Annotated in this window: 18 protein-coding genes and 1 pseudogene; 7 read left to right on the top strand and 12 right to left on the bottom strand. The window is 60.5% G+C overall.

Translation table 11 applies throughout. The features are described from left to right. Positions 1 to 4 precede the first annotated feature (4 nt). The 12 genes from C934_RS0124560 to ybgC form a co-directional block, all read right to left on the bottom strand. Positions 5 to 817 carry an outer membrane protein gene (locus tag C934_RS0124560; RefSeq protein WP_018859217.1) on the bottom strand — a complete coding sequence of 271 codons (813 nt, stop codon included), beginning with the start codon at positions 815 to 817 and terminating at the stop codon, positions 5 to 7. Positions 818 to 996: 179 nt separating this feature from the next. Then, positions 997 to 1,764 carry an outer membrane protein gene (locus C934_RS0124555; RefSeq protein WP_018859216.1) on the bottom strand — a complete coding sequence of 256 codons (768 nt, stop codon included), beginning with the start codon at positions 1,762 to 1,764 and terminating at the stop codon, positions 997 to 999. Between the two features lie 181 nt (positions 1,765 to 1,945). Continuing rightward, positions 1,946 to 3,298, bottom strand: a complete 1,353-nt coding sequence (gene glmM / locus C934_RS0124550) for a phosphoglucosamine mutase (RefSeq protein ID WP_018859215.1) — start codon at positions 3,296 to 3,298, stop codon at positions 1,946 to 1,948. Between the two features lie 237 nt (positions 3,299 to 3,535). Further along, positions 3,536 to 5,467 carry an ATP-dependent zinc metalloprotease FtsH gene (gene ftsH, locus C934_RS0124545; protein WP_025660918.1) on the bottom strand — a complete coding sequence of 644 codons (1,932 nt, stop codon included), beginning with the start codon at positions 5,465 to 5,467 and terminating at the stop codon, positions 3,536 to 3,538. A gap of 98 nt (positions 5,468 to 5,565) precedes the next feature. Beyond that, positions 5,566 to 6,891, bottom strand: a complete 1,326-nt coding sequence (gene tilS, locus C934_RS0124540; RefSeq protein WP_018859213.1) for a tRNA lysidine(34) synthetase TilS — start codon at positions 6,889 to 6,891, stop codon at positions 5,566 to 5,568. A gap of 12 nt (positions 6,892 to 6,903) precedes the next feature. Beyond that, positions 6,904 to 7,905, bottom strand: a complete 1,002-nt coding sequence (gene ybgF, locus C934_RS0124535; protein WP_026372052.1) for a tol-pal system protein YbgF — start codon at positions 7,903 to 7,905, stop codon at positions 6,904 to 6,906. 160 nt (positions 7,906 to 8,065) lie between these two features. Continuing rightward, positions 8,066 to 8,596 (bottom strand): peptidoglycan-associated lipoprotein Pal, encoded by a 531-nt coding sequence (gene pal / locus C934_RS0124530; RefSeq protein WP_007802639.1) that lies wholly within the window; start codon positions 8,594 to 8,596, stop codon positions 8,066 to 8,068. A gap of 156 nt (positions 8,597 to 8,752) precedes the next feature. After that, positions 8,753 to 10,063 carry a Tol-Pal system beta propeller repeat protein TolB gene (tolB, locus tag C934_RS0124525; protein ID WP_018859210.1) on the bottom strand — a complete coding sequence of 437 codons (1,311 nt, stop codon included), beginning with the start codon at positions 10,061 to 10,063 and terminating at the stop codon, positions 8,753 to 8,755. Between the two features lie 22 nt (positions 10,064 to 10,085). Further along, positions 10,086 to 11,216 carry a cell envelope integrity protein TolA gene (locus C934_RS0124520; RefSeq protein WP_018859209.1) on the bottom strand — a complete coding sequence of 377 codons (1,131 nt, stop codon included), beginning with the start codon at positions 11,214 to 11,216 and terminating at the stop codon, positions 10,086 to 10,088. An 8-nt stretch (positions 11,217 to 11,224) separates the two neighbouring features. After that, positions 11,225 to 11,680 (bottom strand): protein TolR, encoded by a 456-nt coding sequence (tolR, locus tag C934_RS0124515; protein WP_025660914.1) that lies wholly within the window; start codon positions 11,678 to 11,680, stop codon positions 11,225 to 11,227. Between the two features lie 29 nt (positions 11,681 to 11,709). Further along, positions 11,710 to 12,429 (bottom strand): protein TolQ, encoded by a 720-nt coding sequence (gene tolQ / locus C934_RS0124510; RefSeq protein WP_016557208.1) that lies wholly within the window; start codon positions 12,427 to 12,429, stop codon positions 11,710 to 11,712. A 441-nt stretch (positions 12,430 to 12,870) separates the two neighbouring features. Beyond that, a complete protein-coding gene (gene ybgC, locus C934_RS0124505; protein ID WP_018859207.1) occupies positions 12,871 to 13,335 on the bottom strand; it encodes a tol-pal system-associated acyl-CoA thioesterase in 465 nt (154 codons plus the stop codon). A gap of 119 nt (positions 13,336 to 13,454) precedes the next feature. Between ybgC and C934_RS0124500 the strand changes: the two genes are divergently transcribed. The 7 genes and pseudogenes from C934_RS0124500 to C934_RS34045 all read left to right on the top strand — a co-directional run. Further along, positions 13,455 to 14,675, top strand: coding sequence for an NAD-dependent epimerase/dehydratase family protein (locus C934_RS0124500; RefSeq protein WP_018859206.1), 1,221 nt, complete (start codon positions 13,455 to 13,457; stop codon positions 14,673 to 14,675). Then, entirely contained in the window at positions 14,672 to 15,493 is an 822-nt protein-coding gene (locus C934_RS0124495; RefSeq protein WP_018859205.1) for a glycosyltransferase, read from the top strand. Before C934_RS0124500 ends, C934_RS0124495 begins: the two co-directional genes overlap by 4 nt. Next, entirely contained in the window at positions 15,490 to 16,374 is an 885-nt protein-coding gene (locus tag C934_RS0124490; protein WP_018859204.1) for an NAD-dependent epimerase/dehydratase family protein, read from the top strand. The genes C934_RS0124495 and C934_RS0124490 overlap by 4 nt, the downstream gene beginning before the upstream one ends. Positions 16,375 to 16,439: 65 nt before the next feature. Next, positions 16,440 to 17,171 carry a hypothetical protein gene (locus tag C934_RS0124485; protein ID WP_018859203.1) on the top strand — a complete coding sequence of 244 codons (732 nt, stop codon included), beginning with the start codon at positions 16,440 to 16,442 and terminating at the stop codon, positions 17,169 to 17,171. 96 nt (positions 17,172 to 17,267) lie between these two features. Further along, a complete protein-coding gene (locus C934_RS0124480; RefSeq protein WP_026372051.1) occupies positions 17,268 to 17,855 on the top strand; it encodes a 5-formyltetrahydrofolate cyclo-ligase in 588 nt (195 codons plus the stop codon). 2 nt (positions 17,856 to 17,857) lie between these two features. Continuing rightward, positions 17,858 to 18,682 (top strand): TIGR00282 family metallophosphoesterase, encoded by an 825-nt coding sequence (locus C934_RS0124475; protein WP_016557201.1) that lies wholly within the window; start codon positions 17,858 to 17,860, stop codon positions 18,680 to 18,682. A gap of 63 nt (positions 18,683 to 18,745) precedes the next feature. Continuing rightward, a pseudogene (locus tag C934_RS34045) lies at positions 18,746 to 18,920 on the top strand (IS481 family transposase); the annotation flags it as partial.

Genomic DNA, 18,920 nt, shown 5'->3' with positions numbered 1-18,920 from the left:
GGACTTACCAGCCAGCGATCCGCAAGCCGACACGGATTTCGTATCGCGTCAGTCCGTCGTCGCGACCGCTTGATCCCGAAGGACCCGTAAACATGCTGCCGCCGGCAATGTCGGAGAAGCGGTAGCCGACATCGATCTTGATGGTATCCGTGACCTCATAGCTGAGGCCGGCCATCAGCGCATAAGTGAAGCGCCAGCTGCTTTCGCCATTGAGTTCTTGCTGGGAGAACGCCGCTCCCGAGCAGGTCGAAGCACCATCCGTGCACGCGGGTTGCGCATGCACGTTCCCCCATTTTACGTTGGTCGCCCCGATCCCGGCACCGACATAAGGGGTGAAACCGGCAATCGTCGCGAGGTCGGCATAGCCGTTCGCCATCACGCCATAGGCCCGAAGATCGCCGCGCGCACCGAAGGCGCAGCCGGTTCCGACGGCTGCGGATGCAGCACAAGGCAAATCGGTGCCGGCTGTGCCGGTGAACTTGCTTTTGAAAAAGTCGCCCGTGAAGTCGGCGCGCCAGATGTCGGTGAATTGATAGCCGATACCGGCACCGCCTGAGATCGGCCTGGAAAAACGTGCCGGATCGAATTCGCCGCCAGCAGTGGCGCCCCCGGCGTCAGTAAAGCGGTAGGCCGGCGCTTCGTTTCCTGTCCACGGCGCATAGCCAAGATCACCGCGAAGATACCAGCCCCTTGCCGATGCATCGCCGGCAATGGTGACCTCGGGTGCCTGCGTAATCGGGGGTTCCTCCGCCATCGCCGGACCGCCGAACAGAGCGAAGCTTGCCGCCGTGGCGCGGATGATGGTGGACGATTTCATTGCAATTCCCGACCGGGCAGAGAAATGCCCGCATGACTGACCATCCGGGCATTATTCCAACCAGATGCTAACGCGCGGTTAACTATGCTTGTTAACTTCGATCGGGGACGGGGAGAAACGAAAAAGGCGGCCCTGACGGCGGCCTTGAAGTCGAAGCGCTCGCAACAATGGGGTGTCGGCTATTGCAGCGAATAGCGCAGGCCGAGTTTGAAATCGTGCGAGGTAATGTTGTCGAAGTGCATCGGGCCGGTGTTCACCGTGTTGTCGTAGGAACGGAGCGGGCCGGTTTTTGCGTCGCCAAGATCGACGTAGCTATAGCCAAAATCGACGGTGAGGCGATCTGTCACTTGATAGCCGATGCCGGCATGGAGCGCCCAAGCAAAGTTCCAAGTGGATTCACTGTCACCATAAGCAACGCCTTGGGTCGGGACGTTGACATCCCTGAACCGAGAGATCGTGTTGCGTGAGGCACCGATGCCGGCGCCGACATAAGGCGTAATGCCTTCCCATGTGCCGATGTCGACATAGGCATTCGCCATCAACAGCCATTCCGATTTGGCAGCATCGTAGTCATTCGTACCATCCCAGACGGGTCCCGTCGCATCGGTATGACCGTAACGATCGAGCGCGGAAAAATCGGTCTTGCCGCGATACTGAACGATCGCATCGCCGCGGAGCCACTGGTTAAATTGATAACCGACGCCCAACCCACCGAGCAGGCCACTGTCAAATGAGCCCTCATCCGGAAATTCGTGGAGTTCCACGTCGTCAAACAATTCGTGCTGCATACTGCCAAGACGCTGGTTAGTCATGCCCAAGTCCCCGCGCAGGTACCATCCGCCGAAGGCGGGAGGGGGCGGAGGAGCCGGATCGACATAAAGATCGGCAGCGAGAACCGGGCCACCTGCCGTCAACGCCGCAGCCAGGGCAATCAAAAATCTCTTCATAGTATGCTCCAGAAACAATCGATGCCCGGGCGTGCGTCATTCGACCACGCCCGGCTTTTATTCATCCCAGAGTCTTACAAATTAGAGTTAATGTCAGATTAAATTCAGAAAATCTTTAGCATGATCTTGCGCACATGGCCGGACGCCGAAACAATGCCCGCCATGTTCACAAATACGGACGTCACGCGGCGTCGCGCGCACCACCGATTATACCAACCAGATCATTGACGATGCGTTCGATCTGGCCGCGGTCATCGCCTTCAGCCATGACCCGGATCAGCGGTTCGGTGCCGGACGGGCGGATAACAAGGCGGCCGCTATGACCGAGCTCGGCTTCTGCATCGGCGATTGCCTTCCGCACACGGGCGTCTTCAAGCGGCTTGCCGCCGGAAATGCGCACATTGCGAAGGAGCTGCGGCACTGGCTCGAAGCGGCGGCAAACTTCGCTCACCGTCTTGCCGGTCCGCTTGACCGCAGCAAGGATCTGCAATGCGGCCACTAGACCGTCGCCCGTCGTACCGTAGTCCGACAGCACGATGTGACCGGACTGCTCGCCACCGACGTTGTAGCTGTGCTGGCGCATGTGCTCGACGACATAGCGGTCACCGACCATCGTGCGTACGAGGCCGAGGCCCTTATCCTCGAGGAAGCGCTCCAGCCCGAGATTCGACATCACCGTCGCAACGATACCGCCGCCGCGAAGCTGCTGGCTTTCGGCAAAGCTCTCGGCAATGACAGCCATCAGCTGGTCGCCGTCGACAACAGCGCCGTTCTCATCGATGATGATCACGCGATCGGCGTCGCCGTCGAGCGCAATGCCGATATCGGCACGGACTTCATCGACCTTCTTCTGCAGAGCAACCGGGCTGGTCGAGCCGCAATTGAGATTGATGTTCGTGCCGTTCGGCTCGTTGCCGATGGTCACGACGTCGGCGCCGAGTTCCCAGAGAACAGCGGGCGCCACCTTGTAGGCGGCTCCGTTTGCGCAGTCGATCGCGATCCTTAAGCCTTGTAGCGTGACGTCACGCGGCAGCGTGCGCTTGGCATGCTCGATATAGCGGTCGTGCACGCCGTCAACACGCTTGGCGCGGCCGATGTCGTCGGCTTTGGCAAGCTGCGTCGAGAGATCCTTTTCAAGCAGATCCTCGATCTGCGATTCCAGATCGTCCGACAGCTTATAGCCATCTGGCCCGAATAGCTTGATGCCGTTGTCCTGGTAGGGATTGTGGGACGCCGAGATCATGACGCCGATGTCGGCGCGCAAGGACCGCGTCAGCATCGCCACGGCTGGCGTCGGGATAGGACCGAGAACAAAGGCATCGACGCCCGCAGCAGTGAAGCCTGCGACCATCGCGTTTTCGAGCATATAACCAGAAAGGCGGGTGTCCTTGCCTATGACAACGCGATGACGGTGGTTGCCTCGGCGAAAGATCGTTCCGACTGCAATCCCGACCCGCATCGCAAGGTCGGGTGTCATTGGGAACACATTGGATTGACCGCGAATACCGTCTGTACCGAAATAGCGTCTTTTCATATGCACCCCTGTGCCTTAGCGCGCCTTCTGGCTGCGCATTATTACTTGCAAAAATCACGTCGCCACGGGCGAATGTCGTTACAAGAGCTTCGAGTGAAGCCTCCCTATGTCACCGGCATGACATAAATCGCTGTCACCATCACGTAAATTCGCGAGAAAACCCATTACATCGCGTTACCGACGCGAAAGGCCGGAGTCCAGACTGGACCCCGGCCTTTCAGGCATTCTCAAGATAAATCAATGCGGCTGCGGCTCTAGGCCGGCTTCAGGCTCGTCACCCTTAGCCACCGGTCGGCTACCGGTCTTCGGAACGGCCGAGCCGCGGCTGGGCGGCGCGTCGTCGCCGAGATCGCGCGAAGGCTTTTCGCCGCGAATCAGCGCCTTGATTTCCTCGCCCGTCAACGTCTCGTATTCGAGCAATCCTTCGGCCAGCGCGACGAACTCGTCATGCTTGTCGGTGAGGATATCGCGGGCCTGGGTATAGGCCTCGTCGATCAGGCGGCGAACTTCGTTGTCGATCTTCTGGGCGGTGGCCTCGGAGACGTTCTTCGACTGCGAAACAGAGTGGCCGAGGAAGACCTCCTGCTGGTTCTCGCCGTAGGCCACCTGGCCGAGCTCGTCGGAGAAGCCCCATTGGGTGACCATCGCACGAGCAAGCTTGGTGGCTTGCTCGATGTCTGAGGATGCACCCGATGTGATGTTCTCCTTGCCGAAAGTCAGTTCCTCAGCAACGCGGCCGCCCATCATGATGCAGAGGCGCGAGACCATCCACTTGTAGCTCATCGAGTAGCGGTCGCCCTCGGGGAGCTGCATGACCATGCCAAGCGCACGGCCGCGGGGGATGATGGTTGCCTTGTGCAGCGGATCGGCGACCGCCACATTGAGTGCGGTGATCGCATGACCGGCTTCGTGATAGGCCGTGAGCTTCTTTTCAGCCTCGGTCATCGCCGAAGAGCGGCGCTCGGCGCCCATCATGATCTTGTCCTTGGCGTCCTCGAATTCCTGCATGGTCACGACGCGCTTGTTGCGGCGCGCAGCCATCAAGGCAGCTTCGTTAACGAGGTTCATCAGATCCGCGCCGGAGAAGCCGGGCGTACCGCGAGCCAGAACCTTGAGATCGACGTTCGGTGCCAGCGGAACGTTGCGGGCATGAACCTTCAGGATACGCTCGCGACCGACGATGTCGGGGTTCGGCACGACCACTTGGCGGTCGAAGCGGCCCGGACGCAGAAGTGCGGGATCGAGAACATCAGGGCGGTTCGTCGCCGCGATCAGGATGATGCCCTCGTTTGCTTCGAAGCCATCCATCTCGACCAGCAACTGGTTCAGCGTCTGCTCACGTTCATCGTTACCGCCGCCGAGACCGGCGCCGCGATGGCGACCGACAGCGTCGATTTCGTCGATGAAGATGATGCAGGGCGCATTCTTCTTGGCCTGTTCGAACATGTCGCGGACACGGCTTGCGCCGACGCCGACGAACATTTCGACGAAGTCGGAGCCCGAGATCGTGAAGAACGGCACATTGGCCTCGCCTGCAACAGAGCGGGCGAGCAGCGTCTTGCCGGTGCCCGGAGGGCCAACCAACAGAACGCCACGCGGAATCTTGCCGCCGAGGCGCTGGAATTTCTGCGGATCACGCAGGAATTCGACAATTTCCTCAAGGTCTTGCTTGGCCTCGTCGACGCCTGCGACGTCATCGAAGGTCACCCGGCCATGCGCTTCGGTCAGAAGCTTTGCCTTGGATTTGCCGAAGCCCATCGCACCGCGTGAGCCCCCCTGCATCTGCCGCATGAAGAAGAGCCAGACGCCCAGTATCAACAGCATCGGCAACAGCGTACCGATATAGCTCAGGAAGCCCGAAGAGCCATCGGTCTCCGGGCGCGCCGAAACGAGGACGTTCTTCTGCTGGAGGCGATCGAGCAGGCTGCCGTCAACAACAGGCGTATAGGTCTGGAAGGTGGTGCCGTTTTCAACATAGGTGCCGGTGACGCGGTTGCCCGTGACGACGACTTCCTTGACGCGGCCCGCATCCACTTCCCGCAGGAACTGCGAGTAAGGGATCTCGCGGGAGCTGGTCTGCGCCGGCGACGTCTGGAACATGCTGAACAGGGCAATCAGCAGAAGCGCAATGATTGCCCACAAGGCGAAATTACGTAAGTTAGGGTTCATCGAACTCCCCAGCACTGGAACAGCCACCTCATGGCGACCGTCTTATTTGGTCTCTAACATAGGATTGCCTTGGGTGAATGCCAAGGAAAACTGGACTGTTAGATAGATTTTCCGTCAATAAGACCTAATGGCGGTTTTGGATAGGGGCGCGTTCCAAAGGCAGCCGCAAGCCTGTCGGCAAAGATGAAGTCAAATCGTGTCAAAAAACGGTCGAACGGCGAGAAATAGGGACTGATCCTGACTTTCTCGGCAACACGAGAGGGAACTTCGGACCCAGCAGCGTCGACGACGCATGGCGCCGCTGACCGGGCCTGCCTGAGCACGCCCCTCGGTAGCCGGTCGCTCTGCATCTCAGCTCCGCCGGCAACGACGCCGATATCCGTCGGGGCTGCATTTTCAACGAGGAACCGCCTGTCCCAGACGCCGCGCGCGCCCGGCGCAAGCGTCAACGGCAGGATCCCACGGTTTTCACGAACGAGAAAAAGCCCGTCGCGCCGAAGGTCAAACACTACCCTGCCCGCGGTCATCCGATTTGGCTGATCGCTTTTGATAAGCGCCAGAACATCGTCCGTCTGCTTGCGTCCGAGCGGGAACGCCTGCCCGCCGAAAACCGCAGCAAGGCGCGCAATGGCATAATCAAGAATGCCCCTCTCCGCGGTGAGTCCGGCCGGGAGTACCTGGCCGACCAAGGGAGAATGCAGAACGAAATGCTGATCCAGCCATCTAGCCGCCGAAGCGGCGACGCTCGTGCGCAAGTCACCGGCCTCGCCCGCATCCGGGACGGCATCCGCCTCTTCGGCGAGGCGGGATCGCATCCGCACACGTTCATAGTTCGGGTCATCATTGCTTGGGTCGTCGATCCAGCCGACATGTCTTGTGCGAAGATATTCGCGGATCGCCTCTCGCCGACAGCTAAGCAGCGGTCGGGCAACCCAAATACGGCGATCAAAGAGCACGAGATCGGCGATGCCGGTGCTTGGCTGTTCTGAGCGCTCCCACCGCATGGCGAGCGTCTCGCGCTGATCGTCTGCCGTATGCGCGGTTACAACGATGTCGGCGTTGAAGTTCTCGGCGGCTTCGGCAAGCAGCGCGTAGCGGGCGTCGCGCGCAGCCGCCATGAGGCCGGCCTTGGGCTTTTCGCCCTGCCAGACTTTAACGACGTGCGGGATATCGAGCGACCCGCAGAGGGCAGCAACCTGGCGCGCCTCTTCGGCCGATTCTGTCCGCAGTGCATGATCCACTGTAACAGCGCAAAGAGAGATTTTCGAGTTGGGTACAGCCTTGCTCGCTTCGACAAGAGCCAAAAGCAGGCCTGTTGAATCGCTTCCGCCCGAAGTCGCAACAAGGATGCGCGAGGGCCCGATCAGCGAGTCAAGGAAACGGCGCGCTGCCGTCTCAGGTAGAAGGGGGCCATCCGGGCGCAAAACCGGAAGGCCCTAGCAGGCGAGACGCTTTTGCTCGCTGGCAACCTTGGTTATCACGGCACGCGAAGCCTTGGGGTAACGCTTCGAGACTTCCCGCAGCGTGGCGCATGCGGTTTCCGTATTGTCGAGCGCCGCAAGCGACATGCCCAGCTTGAGAAGCATTTCCGGCGCCTTTTCGGAGCTGCCATACTTCTTGTGAGCATCGAGGAACGTCTTGGCGGCCTCATTGTACTTGCCCTGCGAGTAGAGCGCTTCGCCAAGCCAGAAATTGGCATCCGCCGCGCGTGCGCTGCTCGGGTATTGAGCGATGTACTGGGTGAACTCCTGCTCGGCCGTCGAATAGTCCCCGGAAAGCACGTGGCCGTAGGCGGCCTTGTACTGGTCGGCTTCGCTGCCGAGCGAGGCCGTCTGCGACGAACGGCCGGAATCGACGCCAGGAACCGGGCCGGATCCGACCGTGGCATTCTCGTTGACCGAGCCTCCGACCGGATTGCCGCTCTGGTCGAACTGCATCGAACCGAGCTGCTTCGGCGGCTGGCCGAGACCATCATTTGCCGGAACGTCGGTCGAGGGAGCCGTTTCGGCTCCCTGCGGTGCTTGGATTACGCGGGCGACATCGTCACCACCGCTCCGGCCCTGCGCCGGAGGAGGCACATCGGCTTCGCTCTTTTTCATCGTCTTGGAGCTGCTGCCGGCACTACTGCCGCCGCCCTTTTCCAGCTCCTGGAAGCGGAATTCGTTGTCTTCCTGCGCCTTGCGGATCGTTTCCTGCATCTGCAGGAGCTGGAAGCTCATCTCTTCGATGCGGCCGTTCAGCTGGCGCAGCTGTTCTTCCAGCTGCTGGATGCGAACCTCAGGGCCGCCCGCCTGCACGTTTACAACCGGTGCCTGCGGTTGCCGATTGGCAGCCTTGCCGCCGATCTGCCACCCGAAAAGCGACGTCGCATTCGCCGATTGGCCCGCCCCGGCCACGGCCGCGAGGCACAGCATGCCCGCAACGACAAATTTCTTCATATGGTTTGTCCTGTCCCTGTGATTCTTCGCACCCATTGGCACGAACAGGAGATTTTTCCAATTGCTTTCAAAAAGCAACGGAAACTGGCCAAAGTGTGTTCAAAAAGAAAAGGCGGCCCGCGTTGGAGCCGCCTTTCGAAATTGTAATATTTCCCAGCAATTACATGCCGGCGCCACCGAGAACTGTAACGGCCCGGCGGTTCTGCGACCAGCAGGAAATATCGTCGCAGACGGCAACCGGGCGTTCCTTGCCGTAGGAGATCGTCTTCATGCGCTGTGCCGGAACGCCGCGCGAAGCAAGGTAATCCTTGGTGGCCGCTGCACGGCGAGCGCCGAGAGCAAGGTTGTATTCGCGCGTGCCGCGTTCGTCGGCGTGGCCTTCGATGGTGATCGCGTACTTCGGATAGCGGGCAAGCCACTGAGCCTGGCGGTCGAGGGTCTGGGAAGCGTCCGCGCGGATCGAGGTGGAGTCGGTGTCGAAGAAGATACGATCGCCGACGTTGACGGTGAAGTCCTGTGCAGAACCGGGCGTTGCGGCGCCGGCACCGAGGCCCAGGTCACCAGCGCTGTTCGCCATGTTCTTCTTGTTGGCGCAACCGGCCAAGGCAAGACCGGCGACAAGCGCGATCATGACGGGGTTACGGGCGAAATTCTGCATGCGGCTCATTGCCGGGGTGTGAATTCGGCTCATGGCCGGTCTCCTTGCGACTTGATTAAGGTTGCCGGACTGTAACCTCGTTGGGTTAATCGGCATTCAAGAATTATGGTTAACAGATGGTTGATTTGTCCCTCAGTCGCCCCAATCAGGGATTTTTGCGGCGACAAAAAGGCACATCCACAGGCTTTCCTACTCGAGAAGCGGCGACCAGGCCGGGTCCGAAGCGAAGTTCGGCGTCTTGATGAGCTGCTCGTTGTAGCCCGTCAGATCGATCGAGTAGAGCTGCGGACCGCCGGCACCAGCTGCCTGGCGGAAGAACATGATAACGCGGCCGTTCGGCGCCCAGGTCGGGCCCTCGTTGTGGAAGCCCGTCGTCAGGATGCGTTCACCCGAACCATCAGGCTTCATGACGCCGATCGAGAACTTGCCGCCCGACTGCTTGGTGAAGGCGATCAGATCGCCGCGCGGAGACCAGACCGGCGTCGAGTAGTTGCCGTCTCCGAAGGAGATACGGGTTTGGCCGGAGCCATCGGCATTCATCACGTAGATCTGCTGGTGGCCGCCACGGTCGCTTTCGAAGACGATGCGGTTGCCATCAGGCGAATAGGACGGCGAGGTATCGATCGCAGCAGTGGACGTCAGGCGCGTCGTGGTGCGCGAACGCAGGTCCATCGTGTAGATGTTTGCGTTGCCTTCCTGCTGAAGGCTCATGACGACTTTCTGTCCGTCAGGCGAGAAGCGCGGCGAGAAGGTCATGCCCGGAAAGTTGCCGACCACTTCGCGCTGTCCAGTTTCCAGTTGCAGCAGGTAAACCCGCGGCTGCTGGTTGGCGAAGGACATGTAGGTGACTTCCTGGCGGTTCGGCGAGAAGCGCGGCGTCAGCACGAGATCGCTGCCGTTCGTCAGCATGCGCACGTTGTAGCCGTCCTGGTCCATGATGGCGAGCTGGCGCTTGCGCTCCTGCTTCGTGCCGGACTCGGATACGAAGACGACGCGCGTATCGAAGTAGCCCTCTTCGCCGGTGATCTGCTTGTAGATCGCATCGGCGATAATATGGGCAACGCGACGCCAGTTCTCAGGCTGGGTGTAGAACTGCTGGCCCGTCATCTGCGTGCCGGCAAATGTATCCCAAAGGCGGAACTCGGCGCGCAGGCGCCCGTCGCTTTCCTGCGTCACGCGACCGGTAACGAGGGCCTGCGCATTGATGACCTTCCAATCTTCGAAGCGCGGAGCGGCATCCGGGTTGGAGATCTTCTCGATGAAGGCGTTCTTGTTGATCGGCGCAAAGAGGCCGGAGCGCTGAAGGTCGGCGGCAACCACTTGCGACACCTGGGCGCCCATGTCGCCTTGCAGGAAATCGGTGATCGCGATCGGCAGTGGCTCGACATTGCCCTTGTTGATGTTGATTTCGACAAGCGCGTTGGCCGGCGTGGCGACAACCGCAGTGGTTATCATGCCGACGGCGACCATCAAGGCGCGAATGAGGGAACACTTGGTCATGGAGGACAAGCCTTTCAGCATTTTAAAGTGCTAGATCGCTGGGATCGAAGTTGACGATAACTTCGCCCCAGGCGTCATATTTGTCTTTCGGGAGATTGGTGAAGGGCGACGACTTCATCACGGCACGCTTGGCACCGCTTGCCAACGCCATGCGCGTCGCCTCGTTGGTGCCGCCAACCGCTTCGACCTCGGGTGAGCCGATGATGTTACCGTCAGGGTCCAGCTTCATGTGGACCTTGATGCGAACGTCGCTAGCACCTTCCATCCCCGGGATAACCGACCAGTTGCCGGCGATCGCACTACGCAGCGCATCCATCTCGCTCATCGAGAGCTTGGAGCCACCGGTGGCCTTCTTGGCACCGAGCGAAGCAACCTCGGTCGAACTTTTGGCTCCGCCATTCGACGGGTCCTGCTTGTTCAGCAGCGCCGCGATATCGTCGGCGTTGAAGTCGCTCTGCTTAGAGGAGGCGGACTTCGCTTTCTCCTGCTTCTTGTCGGCCTTCTTCTTGTCCGTCGGCTTTTCGTCCGCCTTCGCCTGATCCTCGGTCTTTTTCTCCGGGGGCTTTTCGGCCGGCTTCTGTTCCGGCGGCTTGGCTTGCGGCTTCACGACCGGAGTCGGAACCTTGTCCGGCAGCGCCTCGGCGTCCGGCTTCGGTGGCTCCGGCTGTTCCTGTGGCGTTTCCTCTGGCTTTGGCGGCGTCGGCGGGGTGATTTCCGGCTTCGGCGGCGTAATGGACGCGACCTGCTTCGGCTCGACGTCCGTCTCCTCCTTCATTATCTCCTTCACCTCGTTGGGGACGGGATCATTCTGAGGAAGAGGCTTTTCGACGGCCTTAGGGGCAGCAGCGCTCTCGTTATTGCTGGGCTTGGCGTTCGGGACCGGCGGCGCCTTGAGGTCGACCTTGTTCTCGCCCATGTTCTCGGCGTTTTCGACATTGGTCGGCTTGGCCGTCGGCTTCGGCGCCGGCTTTTCACTCGGCTTGGCCGTCTTGTCGCCCTGCTGCATCTGCGTCATTTCTTCGACGGGCACGAGGTCGACGGGCATCGCCTCGAAATCCTCGACCTTGAACTGCTCCGGGGAGCCGATCGAGATCAGCGCCCAGGCAAGCAGTGCACAGTGCAGAGCCGCAGATGTGACGATACTGGCCTTCATAGCGTTCGCTATTGGTCCTTCTTCTGCTGCGTCACGAGGCCGATGTTCTTGTAGCCAGCACCCTGGATGCGAGCCATGACGTCGGCGATCACGCCATAGGGCGCGGTCGCGTCGCCGCGAACGAAGATGCGTTCATTGTAGCCCGTCGTTGCGATCGCCTCGAGCTTCGCGGCAATCTCTTCGACCGGGATCGGTGTTTCCTGCAGGAACACCTGGCCGTCGTTCTTCACCGAGATCGTGATCGGCTGCGTTTCGGAATTCAGCGCCTTGGCCTGTGTTTCCGGCAAGTCGACGGGCACGCCGACCGTCATCATCGGTGCTGCCACCATGAAGATGATCAAAAGCACCAGCATGACGTCGACGAGCGGCGTCACGTTGATTTCGGAGATGGCACCACCTCTGTGGCCACCGCGACGACGACCACCGCGACCACCGCCGCTACCGCCACCGCTTGGAGCACCCATACCCATATCGTTGACTCCGTTCCCGTCGATTACTGCGCGGCCTGGCGCGGCTGCAGTTTTTCGTCGATCTGGCGCGAAAGGATGGCGGAGAATTCATCCGCGAAGCCTTCCATACGGCCCGAAAGCTTGCCGGCGTCGGCAGTGAACTTGTTGTAGGCGATAACGGCCGGGATAGCGGCAACAAGGCCAATTGCGGTTGCAAGCAGCGCTTCGGCGATACCGGGAGCAACGACCGCGAGGTTCGTCGACTTCGAGCCGGCGATTGCCTGGAACGAGGTCATGATACCGACGACCGTACCGAAGAGGCCGATGAACGGGCCGGCCGAACCGATCGTTGCCAGCGAGCCGAGACGGGCGGAGAGAAATTCGGATTCACGCGCCAGCGTAACGTCCATGGCGCGGTCGATACGCATCTGCAGACCGATCGGGGAGCGCGCACCGCGCTCAAACGACTTCTTCCATTCGCGCATCGCCGCAACGAAGATCGCGGCAAGGCCGGTGTTGTTGCGCTCCGATAGCGTGCGATAGAGCTCTTCCAGCGACTGGCCCGACCAGAACACCTGCTCGAACTTCTCGAACTGGCGCCGTGCGCGACCATACGCCAGATACTTGTCGATGACGATCGCCCAGGTCCAGACCGAGGCTGCGATGAGCCCGAGCATGACCAGCTTTACGACGAGACCTGCCTGCATAAACAGCGACCAGAGGCTGACGTCGGCCGTTGCTGCTGCCAATCCTACTTGTTCCATTGATCCAAAATCCCCGAATCCAAACGCCCGGCACTTGACCGGGCGGCACAAAGTGATCTCGCAAGAAGTGTCTGGCGGCCGCCGCCCAAAGCCCTGGTCAAGCTTCCAAGCTCTTATCCGCCTTCCTTGCCGTCAAATTTGGTCAAAGGAAGGCGTGCACCGCACAAACTCTGACAATCCGAGTAAGACACTATTATGGTTAACAGTTCGTTAGCGCCGGATCATGACAGCGAAACTATCGGCGAAAGATTTATCCCTTGGATTACTTGGTCAGATCTAGCTCGATGACCACAACAGCGCATATCTTCCAGCGCGCGAATTCCTTCACACAAAACTCATGTTTATGCAAGGCCGGAATCCCGTGTCTTTTCAGCGTTCGCGATCAACCCGGGCGAATCGCTGCACGCAAAGGATGTTGATCGCACTGCGCGCGGCAACGGCTCACGGCCCGCGGAGCGGCTTGCTGCCTTCGAGAAACTTCTCGGCAAGTGTCTCCGGCAGTCTTCGGGGCCTCGCATTGGCGTTAATGACGGCGATGATCACCTTGGCGGCGATCAGCAGCGTTTCGCCGCGCCGGATTTCCTGATTGAGGACCATCTTGGCGCCGCCTGCTCTTTCGGTGTGGGTCATCACCGTCAGGATGTCATCCATCCGTGCCGGCTGCTTGAAGTCGATCTCCATGCGATGGACGACGAAGACAAGCCCCTCCTCGTCCGCATTGATAAGCTCTCGTTGCTCGACGCCGAGGCACCGGAGGTAATCTGTGCGGCCGCGCTCGAGGAAGTGCAGGTAGCGGGCATGGTAGACGAGGCCGGAAAAATCCGTGTCCTCGTAATAAACCCGCTGCAGGAGCCGGTGACCCGTTTCCGTGAGTTCACCCGAAATCGAAAAACCGTTGTCCGCCATAATTTTCTCCAAAGCCACGCGCCCTCTTTGGCGGAAGACTTTCCGCCTTGCAAGCATTGAACAATTGTCACGCTTCCTAAGTAATTTTTGACAGAGACATTCAAGCAGGAGACACCGCGATGAAGATTGCAGTGATGGGCGGGGACGGATTCATCGGCTGGCCGACATCATTGCATCTTTCGGACGCGGGGCATGAGATCCATATCCTCGACAATCTTTCGCGGCGGTGGATCGACACCGAACTCGGGGTCCAGTCGCTGACCCCGATGGACTCGATCCAGGAGCGCACGCGCATCTGGCACGCCGAAACTGGCCGGCGCATTCATTTCAACCTGATCGACCTCGCCAAGGACTACGAGCTCCTGAAGAAGTGGCTCGCCGAGAACCGTCCGGATGCCGTCATTCACTTTGCCGAGCAGCGTGCCGCCCCCTACTCGATGAAGAGCGACCGCCACAAGAACTACACCGTCAACAACAACGTTAACGCCACCCATAACCTCCTGAATGCGCTTGTCGAACTCCAGCTCGACGCACATCTCATCCACCTCGGCACGATGGGCGTCTACGGCTATTCGACGGTCGGGGCGGCGATCCCCGAGGGGTATCTGCCCGTTGGCATCGAGACGGCGAGCGGCGAGACCGTCTGCCAGGAAATCCTCTATCCGTCCAATCCCGGCTCGATCTATCACATGACCAAATGCCTGGATCAGTTGCTTTTCCATTTCTACGCCAAGAACGACCGCCTGCGCATAACCGACCTGCACCAGGGAATCGTTTGGGGAACGCATGCCGAGCAGACACGCCGGCACCCTCAACTCGTCAATCGCTTCGACTATGACGGCGACTACGGCACCGTGCTGAACCGCTTCCTCATCCAGGCGGCGATCGGCTATCCCCTGACCGTCCATGGCACCGGTGGCCAAACCCGCGCCTTCATCCATATCCAGGACTCGGTACGCTGCATCGAGCTTGCCTTGAACAACCCGCCTGCCCGCGGAGCCCGTGTCGAAATCTTCAACCAGATGACCGAAACGCATCGCGTGCGCGATCTCGCGGAAATGATCGCAAAGATGAGCGGCGCCGAAATTGCCTGGCTACCGAACCCGCGCAAGGAAGCACCGGAAAACGAACTCATCGTCAAGAACGAGAAATTTCGCCATCTCGGCCTCGATCCGATCACCCTCCAGGCAGGTCTTCTGAGCGAGATCGTCGATGTCGCCAAGAAATTTGCCTATCGCGTTGACCGGTCGCGCGTGCCTGCCGTTTCCGCTTGGACGAAGGACATTGCCGCCACGATTAACCATGATCCGGAAGGCAAGAGGCTGAAGTCCGTTTCATGAGTGAGCCCCGGCACGCCTATGTCACTCTCGTCACCAACGACGATTACGCCAAGGGTGCCAAGGCGCTTGCAACATCCTTGCGCCGAACCGCTACCCCAGCGGTCATCGTCGTCCTCCATACCGCGGGCGTTGACCAAGCCAGCCTCGACCCACTCCTAAAGCTCGACTGCCGCCTGGTGCCGGTCGAGCATCTGCCGCTGTCAGCCGAGTTCAATGAGCGTCATGCTCGATCCAATCTGCACGCCGCGGCTCCCTTCAAGAAAGGACGCAAGCCGGCGTTTCACTCGCCGCTCGACAATTTCTGCAAGCTGCGCCTCTGGCAGCTGACCGAATACACCAGTTGCGTCTTCATCGATGCCGATGCGATCGTGTTGCACAACATCGACAAGCTCTTCCGCTATCCCGAGTTTTCGGCCGCCCCGAACGTCTATGAATCCCTCGAGGACTTCCAGCGGCTGAACTCCGGCGTCTTCGTCGCGCAACCGTCTGAAGACACATTCCAACGCATGCTGGAGCGACTGGATCAGCCGGGAGTGTTCTGGAAGCGGACGGACCAGACCTTCCTGCAGGAATTTTTCCCGGATTGGCACGGCCTGCCGATCTATTTCAACATGCTCCAATATGTCTGGTTTACCATGCCCCAGCTTTGGGATTGGCACAGCATTTCCGTCCTGCACTACCAGTATGAGAAGCCGTGGGAGACGAATCATCCGAAGGTCGATAAACTGCGGCCGCTGATCGACCTTTGGCATGCATTCTATGCCGGCGATGACCTGCCGGATCTATCGACCATGGCGAACCCGGAAGAGGCAGCATGAAGGTATTGGTATCGGGGGGAACAGGTCTCGTCGGGCGCTATATCGTCGAAGAACTGCTCGCCGCCGGCTATACCGTGATCATCGGCGGCCGCCACGCTCCCCTGCCCCGCTTCTTTTCGAGACCGGTCGAGTTCGCCCCGCTCTCGCTCGATCCGGCGCACGATCATATCGAAGCCTTCGAGGACGCCTATTTCTTCGTGCACGCCGCCTTCCACCACCTGCCCGGCAAATACCGCGGCGGCGAGGGCGACGACCCGGAGACGTTCAAGCGCTTCAACCTCGACGGCAGCGTCCGGCTTTTCGAAGCAGCCAAACGCGCCGGCACGCGCCGCTGCGTTTTCATTTCCAGCCGCGCCGCCTACGGCGAGCACGCACCGGGAACCACACTGAAAGAGGGCATGCCCGACAAGCCCGAGACCCTCTACGGCCAGGTCAAGCTTGATGCCGAGCGCAGTCTCGCACACCTCGCGGCGCCCGTCTTCACAACGGCCAGCCTCCGATTGACCGGCGTCTATGGCGACCTCCGACCGAACAAATGGGACAGACTGATCGAAGATTACCTAGCCGGCCGCCACCTGCCATCACGCGCCGGAACCGAGGTCCACGGAAGAGACGTCGGCAAGGCCGTACGGCTCATGCTGGAAGCGGACGCCGCGCGTATCTCCGGCGAGACCTTCAACGTCTCCGATGTCACGCTGGATACCTGGGACATCCTGGAACACATTCGCTGGGAGCGCGATTGCGTGAACAGGCTCCCGCTTCCCGCCGACAAGGCGCAGCTTACGCCGATGGACACGGCGAAGATCCGTGCTCTCGGTTGGTCGCCGGGCGGCATGCCGCTGTTCAATGAAACGATCCATGCGCTCGCTACGCTTGCATAGGTGGCACAGGCCCACTCAAGCCTGAAGTTGCAGACTGCACCGGATAGTGCAATCCGGAGGATAGTATGCAAGTCGGTTCCGCATCAGCGCTCAACATCCTGCGCAACACCTATTCCGCCGACAATCTCAATATATCGGCCGACAGCACCAGCGCGCGCCTGAAGATATTGCAGAATGCGGCAAAGGCACAGGAAAGCCTGCGCGAGAGCATGGCCACCTCGGCCGAAGCGGCGAAGGCCAGAGCGGCGCGCAAGCTTGAGGAAGCCAAGCAGCAACTCGAAATGCTGAAGAGCGGCGGCTACCCGCCGGAGGTCGTCGCCCGGCTTGCTGCCGAACTCGCTCACAAGATCAGCGCCGCTGCTGCGGAATTTGCCTCGGCTGTTGCGGCCAGCGCCACAAACATTGCTTCCACAGCCGATGCCTCTGTCGCAACTGAAGATACCGGAGCAGCCTCGGCAGACGCCACAGCTCACGCATCCGCCGCAGATGCAACGACGTCTTCGGATAGCACCGACACGAGCGCAACCGAGGCAGACGAACCCGACGGCGCAACGGCTGCGCGCAACGCCTACAAGAGCATCGTCGAAGACGGACAGCAGGCGTCCGTAGGCATCTCCGCCGAGGATCGCAAGACGATGGAAGAGTTCAAGGCCGTCCTGCAGGAGGTCCGGCAGTTGATGGACAAGGCCATGCGCGAACTGCGCGCAAGGACTGGTCAGCAGGCACCAGGCGCGAACGCCTATGCGTTTGAGGCACAGGCCGACGCCTCAACCGTACCGGCCAGCATCACGATTTGACCTGGTTGGCTCCGGTGGGTGGTCAAAGGTCGCATTGTCCCGTTGAAATGATCAGCAAGACCTTTATCGTCTGCTGAAAACAGCGCGATGGACCGTATGACCCCGAAAGAACTGAAAGCCGAAATGCGTGCCGGCCGGCTCGCTCTGCGCGACGCCATCCCGGAAGCCACCCGCATCGAGATGAGCCTGGCCATGGCCGAGCATGCCGGCGAGGCCGTCGCGTTCGATCCCGGCACCGTTGTTTCCGGCTTCCTGCCGATCCGCTCGGAGGCCGACATCCGGCCGCTTCTGGCGCGGTTCCAGGCGCGCGGAGCACGGCTTTGCGTGCCCGCCATCCTCGACAAGCAGACAATCGTGTTTCGCGAACTCGTGCGCGGTGTCCCTTTGGTCACCACAGGCTTCGGCACCTCGGGACCGCCGGCGGACGCCGCCGTGCTCGATCCCGAAATCATGCTGGTTCCCCTCTCCGCTTTCGACAATCGCGGCCACCGCATCGGTTACGGTGCCGGCTATTATGACCGCGCCATCGACCGTTTGCGGCAAAAAGGCCTGCATCCCAAGCTGATCGGCATTGCATTCGACTGCCAGGAAGTGGCACATGTGCCCGACGAGCCGCACGATGTCAGCCTGGACGCCCTTCTGACGGAAAGCGGGCTGCGCTTTTTTGCCTCTTGGATTGGATAGCAATGCGACTGCTTTTTCTGGGTGACATGGTGGGTAAGACCGGACGCACCGCCGTCTGGAACCGCCTCCCCGGCCTCATTTCTGACCTGAAGCTCGATTTCGTCGTCGTCAACGGCGAGAACGCCGCCGGCGGTTTTGGCATCACCGAGGATATCTTCCTCGAGACGATAAACGCCGGCGCCGATGTCGTCACGACGGGCAACCACGTCTGGGATCAGAAGGAAGCGGTCGCATTTGCCGGGCGTCACGACCAGTTCCTGCGACCGGCCAACTATCCGCAGGGCACGCCAGGCCGCGGCTCGGGGCTGTTCTACGCCCGCAACGGTGCACGCGTGCTGGTCGCAAATGTCATGGGTCGCGTCTTCATGCATCCCGAACTCGACGATCCCTTCAAGTCTGCAGAAGCGATCCTCGATGCCTGCCCGCTCAAGGAACAGGCCGATGCGATCATCTTCGACTTCCATGCCGAAGCGACAAGCGAGAAGCAGTGCTTCGGTCATTTCGTCGACGGCCGCGCCAGCTTCGTCGTCGGCACCCACACACATGTGCCGACCGCCGACCACCAGATCCTGAACGGTGGTACCGCCTACATGTCGGATGCCGGCATGTGCGGCGACTACGACTCCTCGCTCGGCATGGATAAGGAGGAGCCGCTGAACCGGTTCATCTCCAAGATGCCGAAGGGCCGCATGGAAGCAGCGACCGGCCCTGCCACCATCTGCGGTGTCGGCGTTGAGATCTCCGATGCGACCGGCCTGGCTGAAAAGATCGCTCCGCTGCGTCTCGGTCCCCGGCTTGCCGAGACTATTCCGGAGTTCTGGCGCTAGGTGTGTAGTCCCTGAGTGTGATGGTGCATCATTGAACCTGAGTCGTCAGGAAGAGGATGCATTATGGGAAGTATTCTTCACGGCAGCGCCCGCACGACGCCGCGTCTTCGAGCCGAACTCCAAGCGTCGCAAGAAAGTACCCGGTCCCTTGCCGCCCGCTACGGCCTGAACTCGAAGACGGTGGCCAAATGGCGCGAGCGGACCACGACGGCCGATGCACCGATGGGGCCTAAGTCTC

It is taken from the genome of Rhizobium sp. 42MFCr.1 (assembly GCF_000377185.1).
GTDB classification, from domain to species: Bacteria; Pseudomonadota; Alphaproteobacteria; order Rhizobiales; family Rhizobiaceae; genus Rhizobium; species Rhizobium altiplani.
The sequence above is the reverse complement of the archived record's forward strand: the minus strand, read 5'-3'. Positions and strand labels throughout refer to the sequence as shown.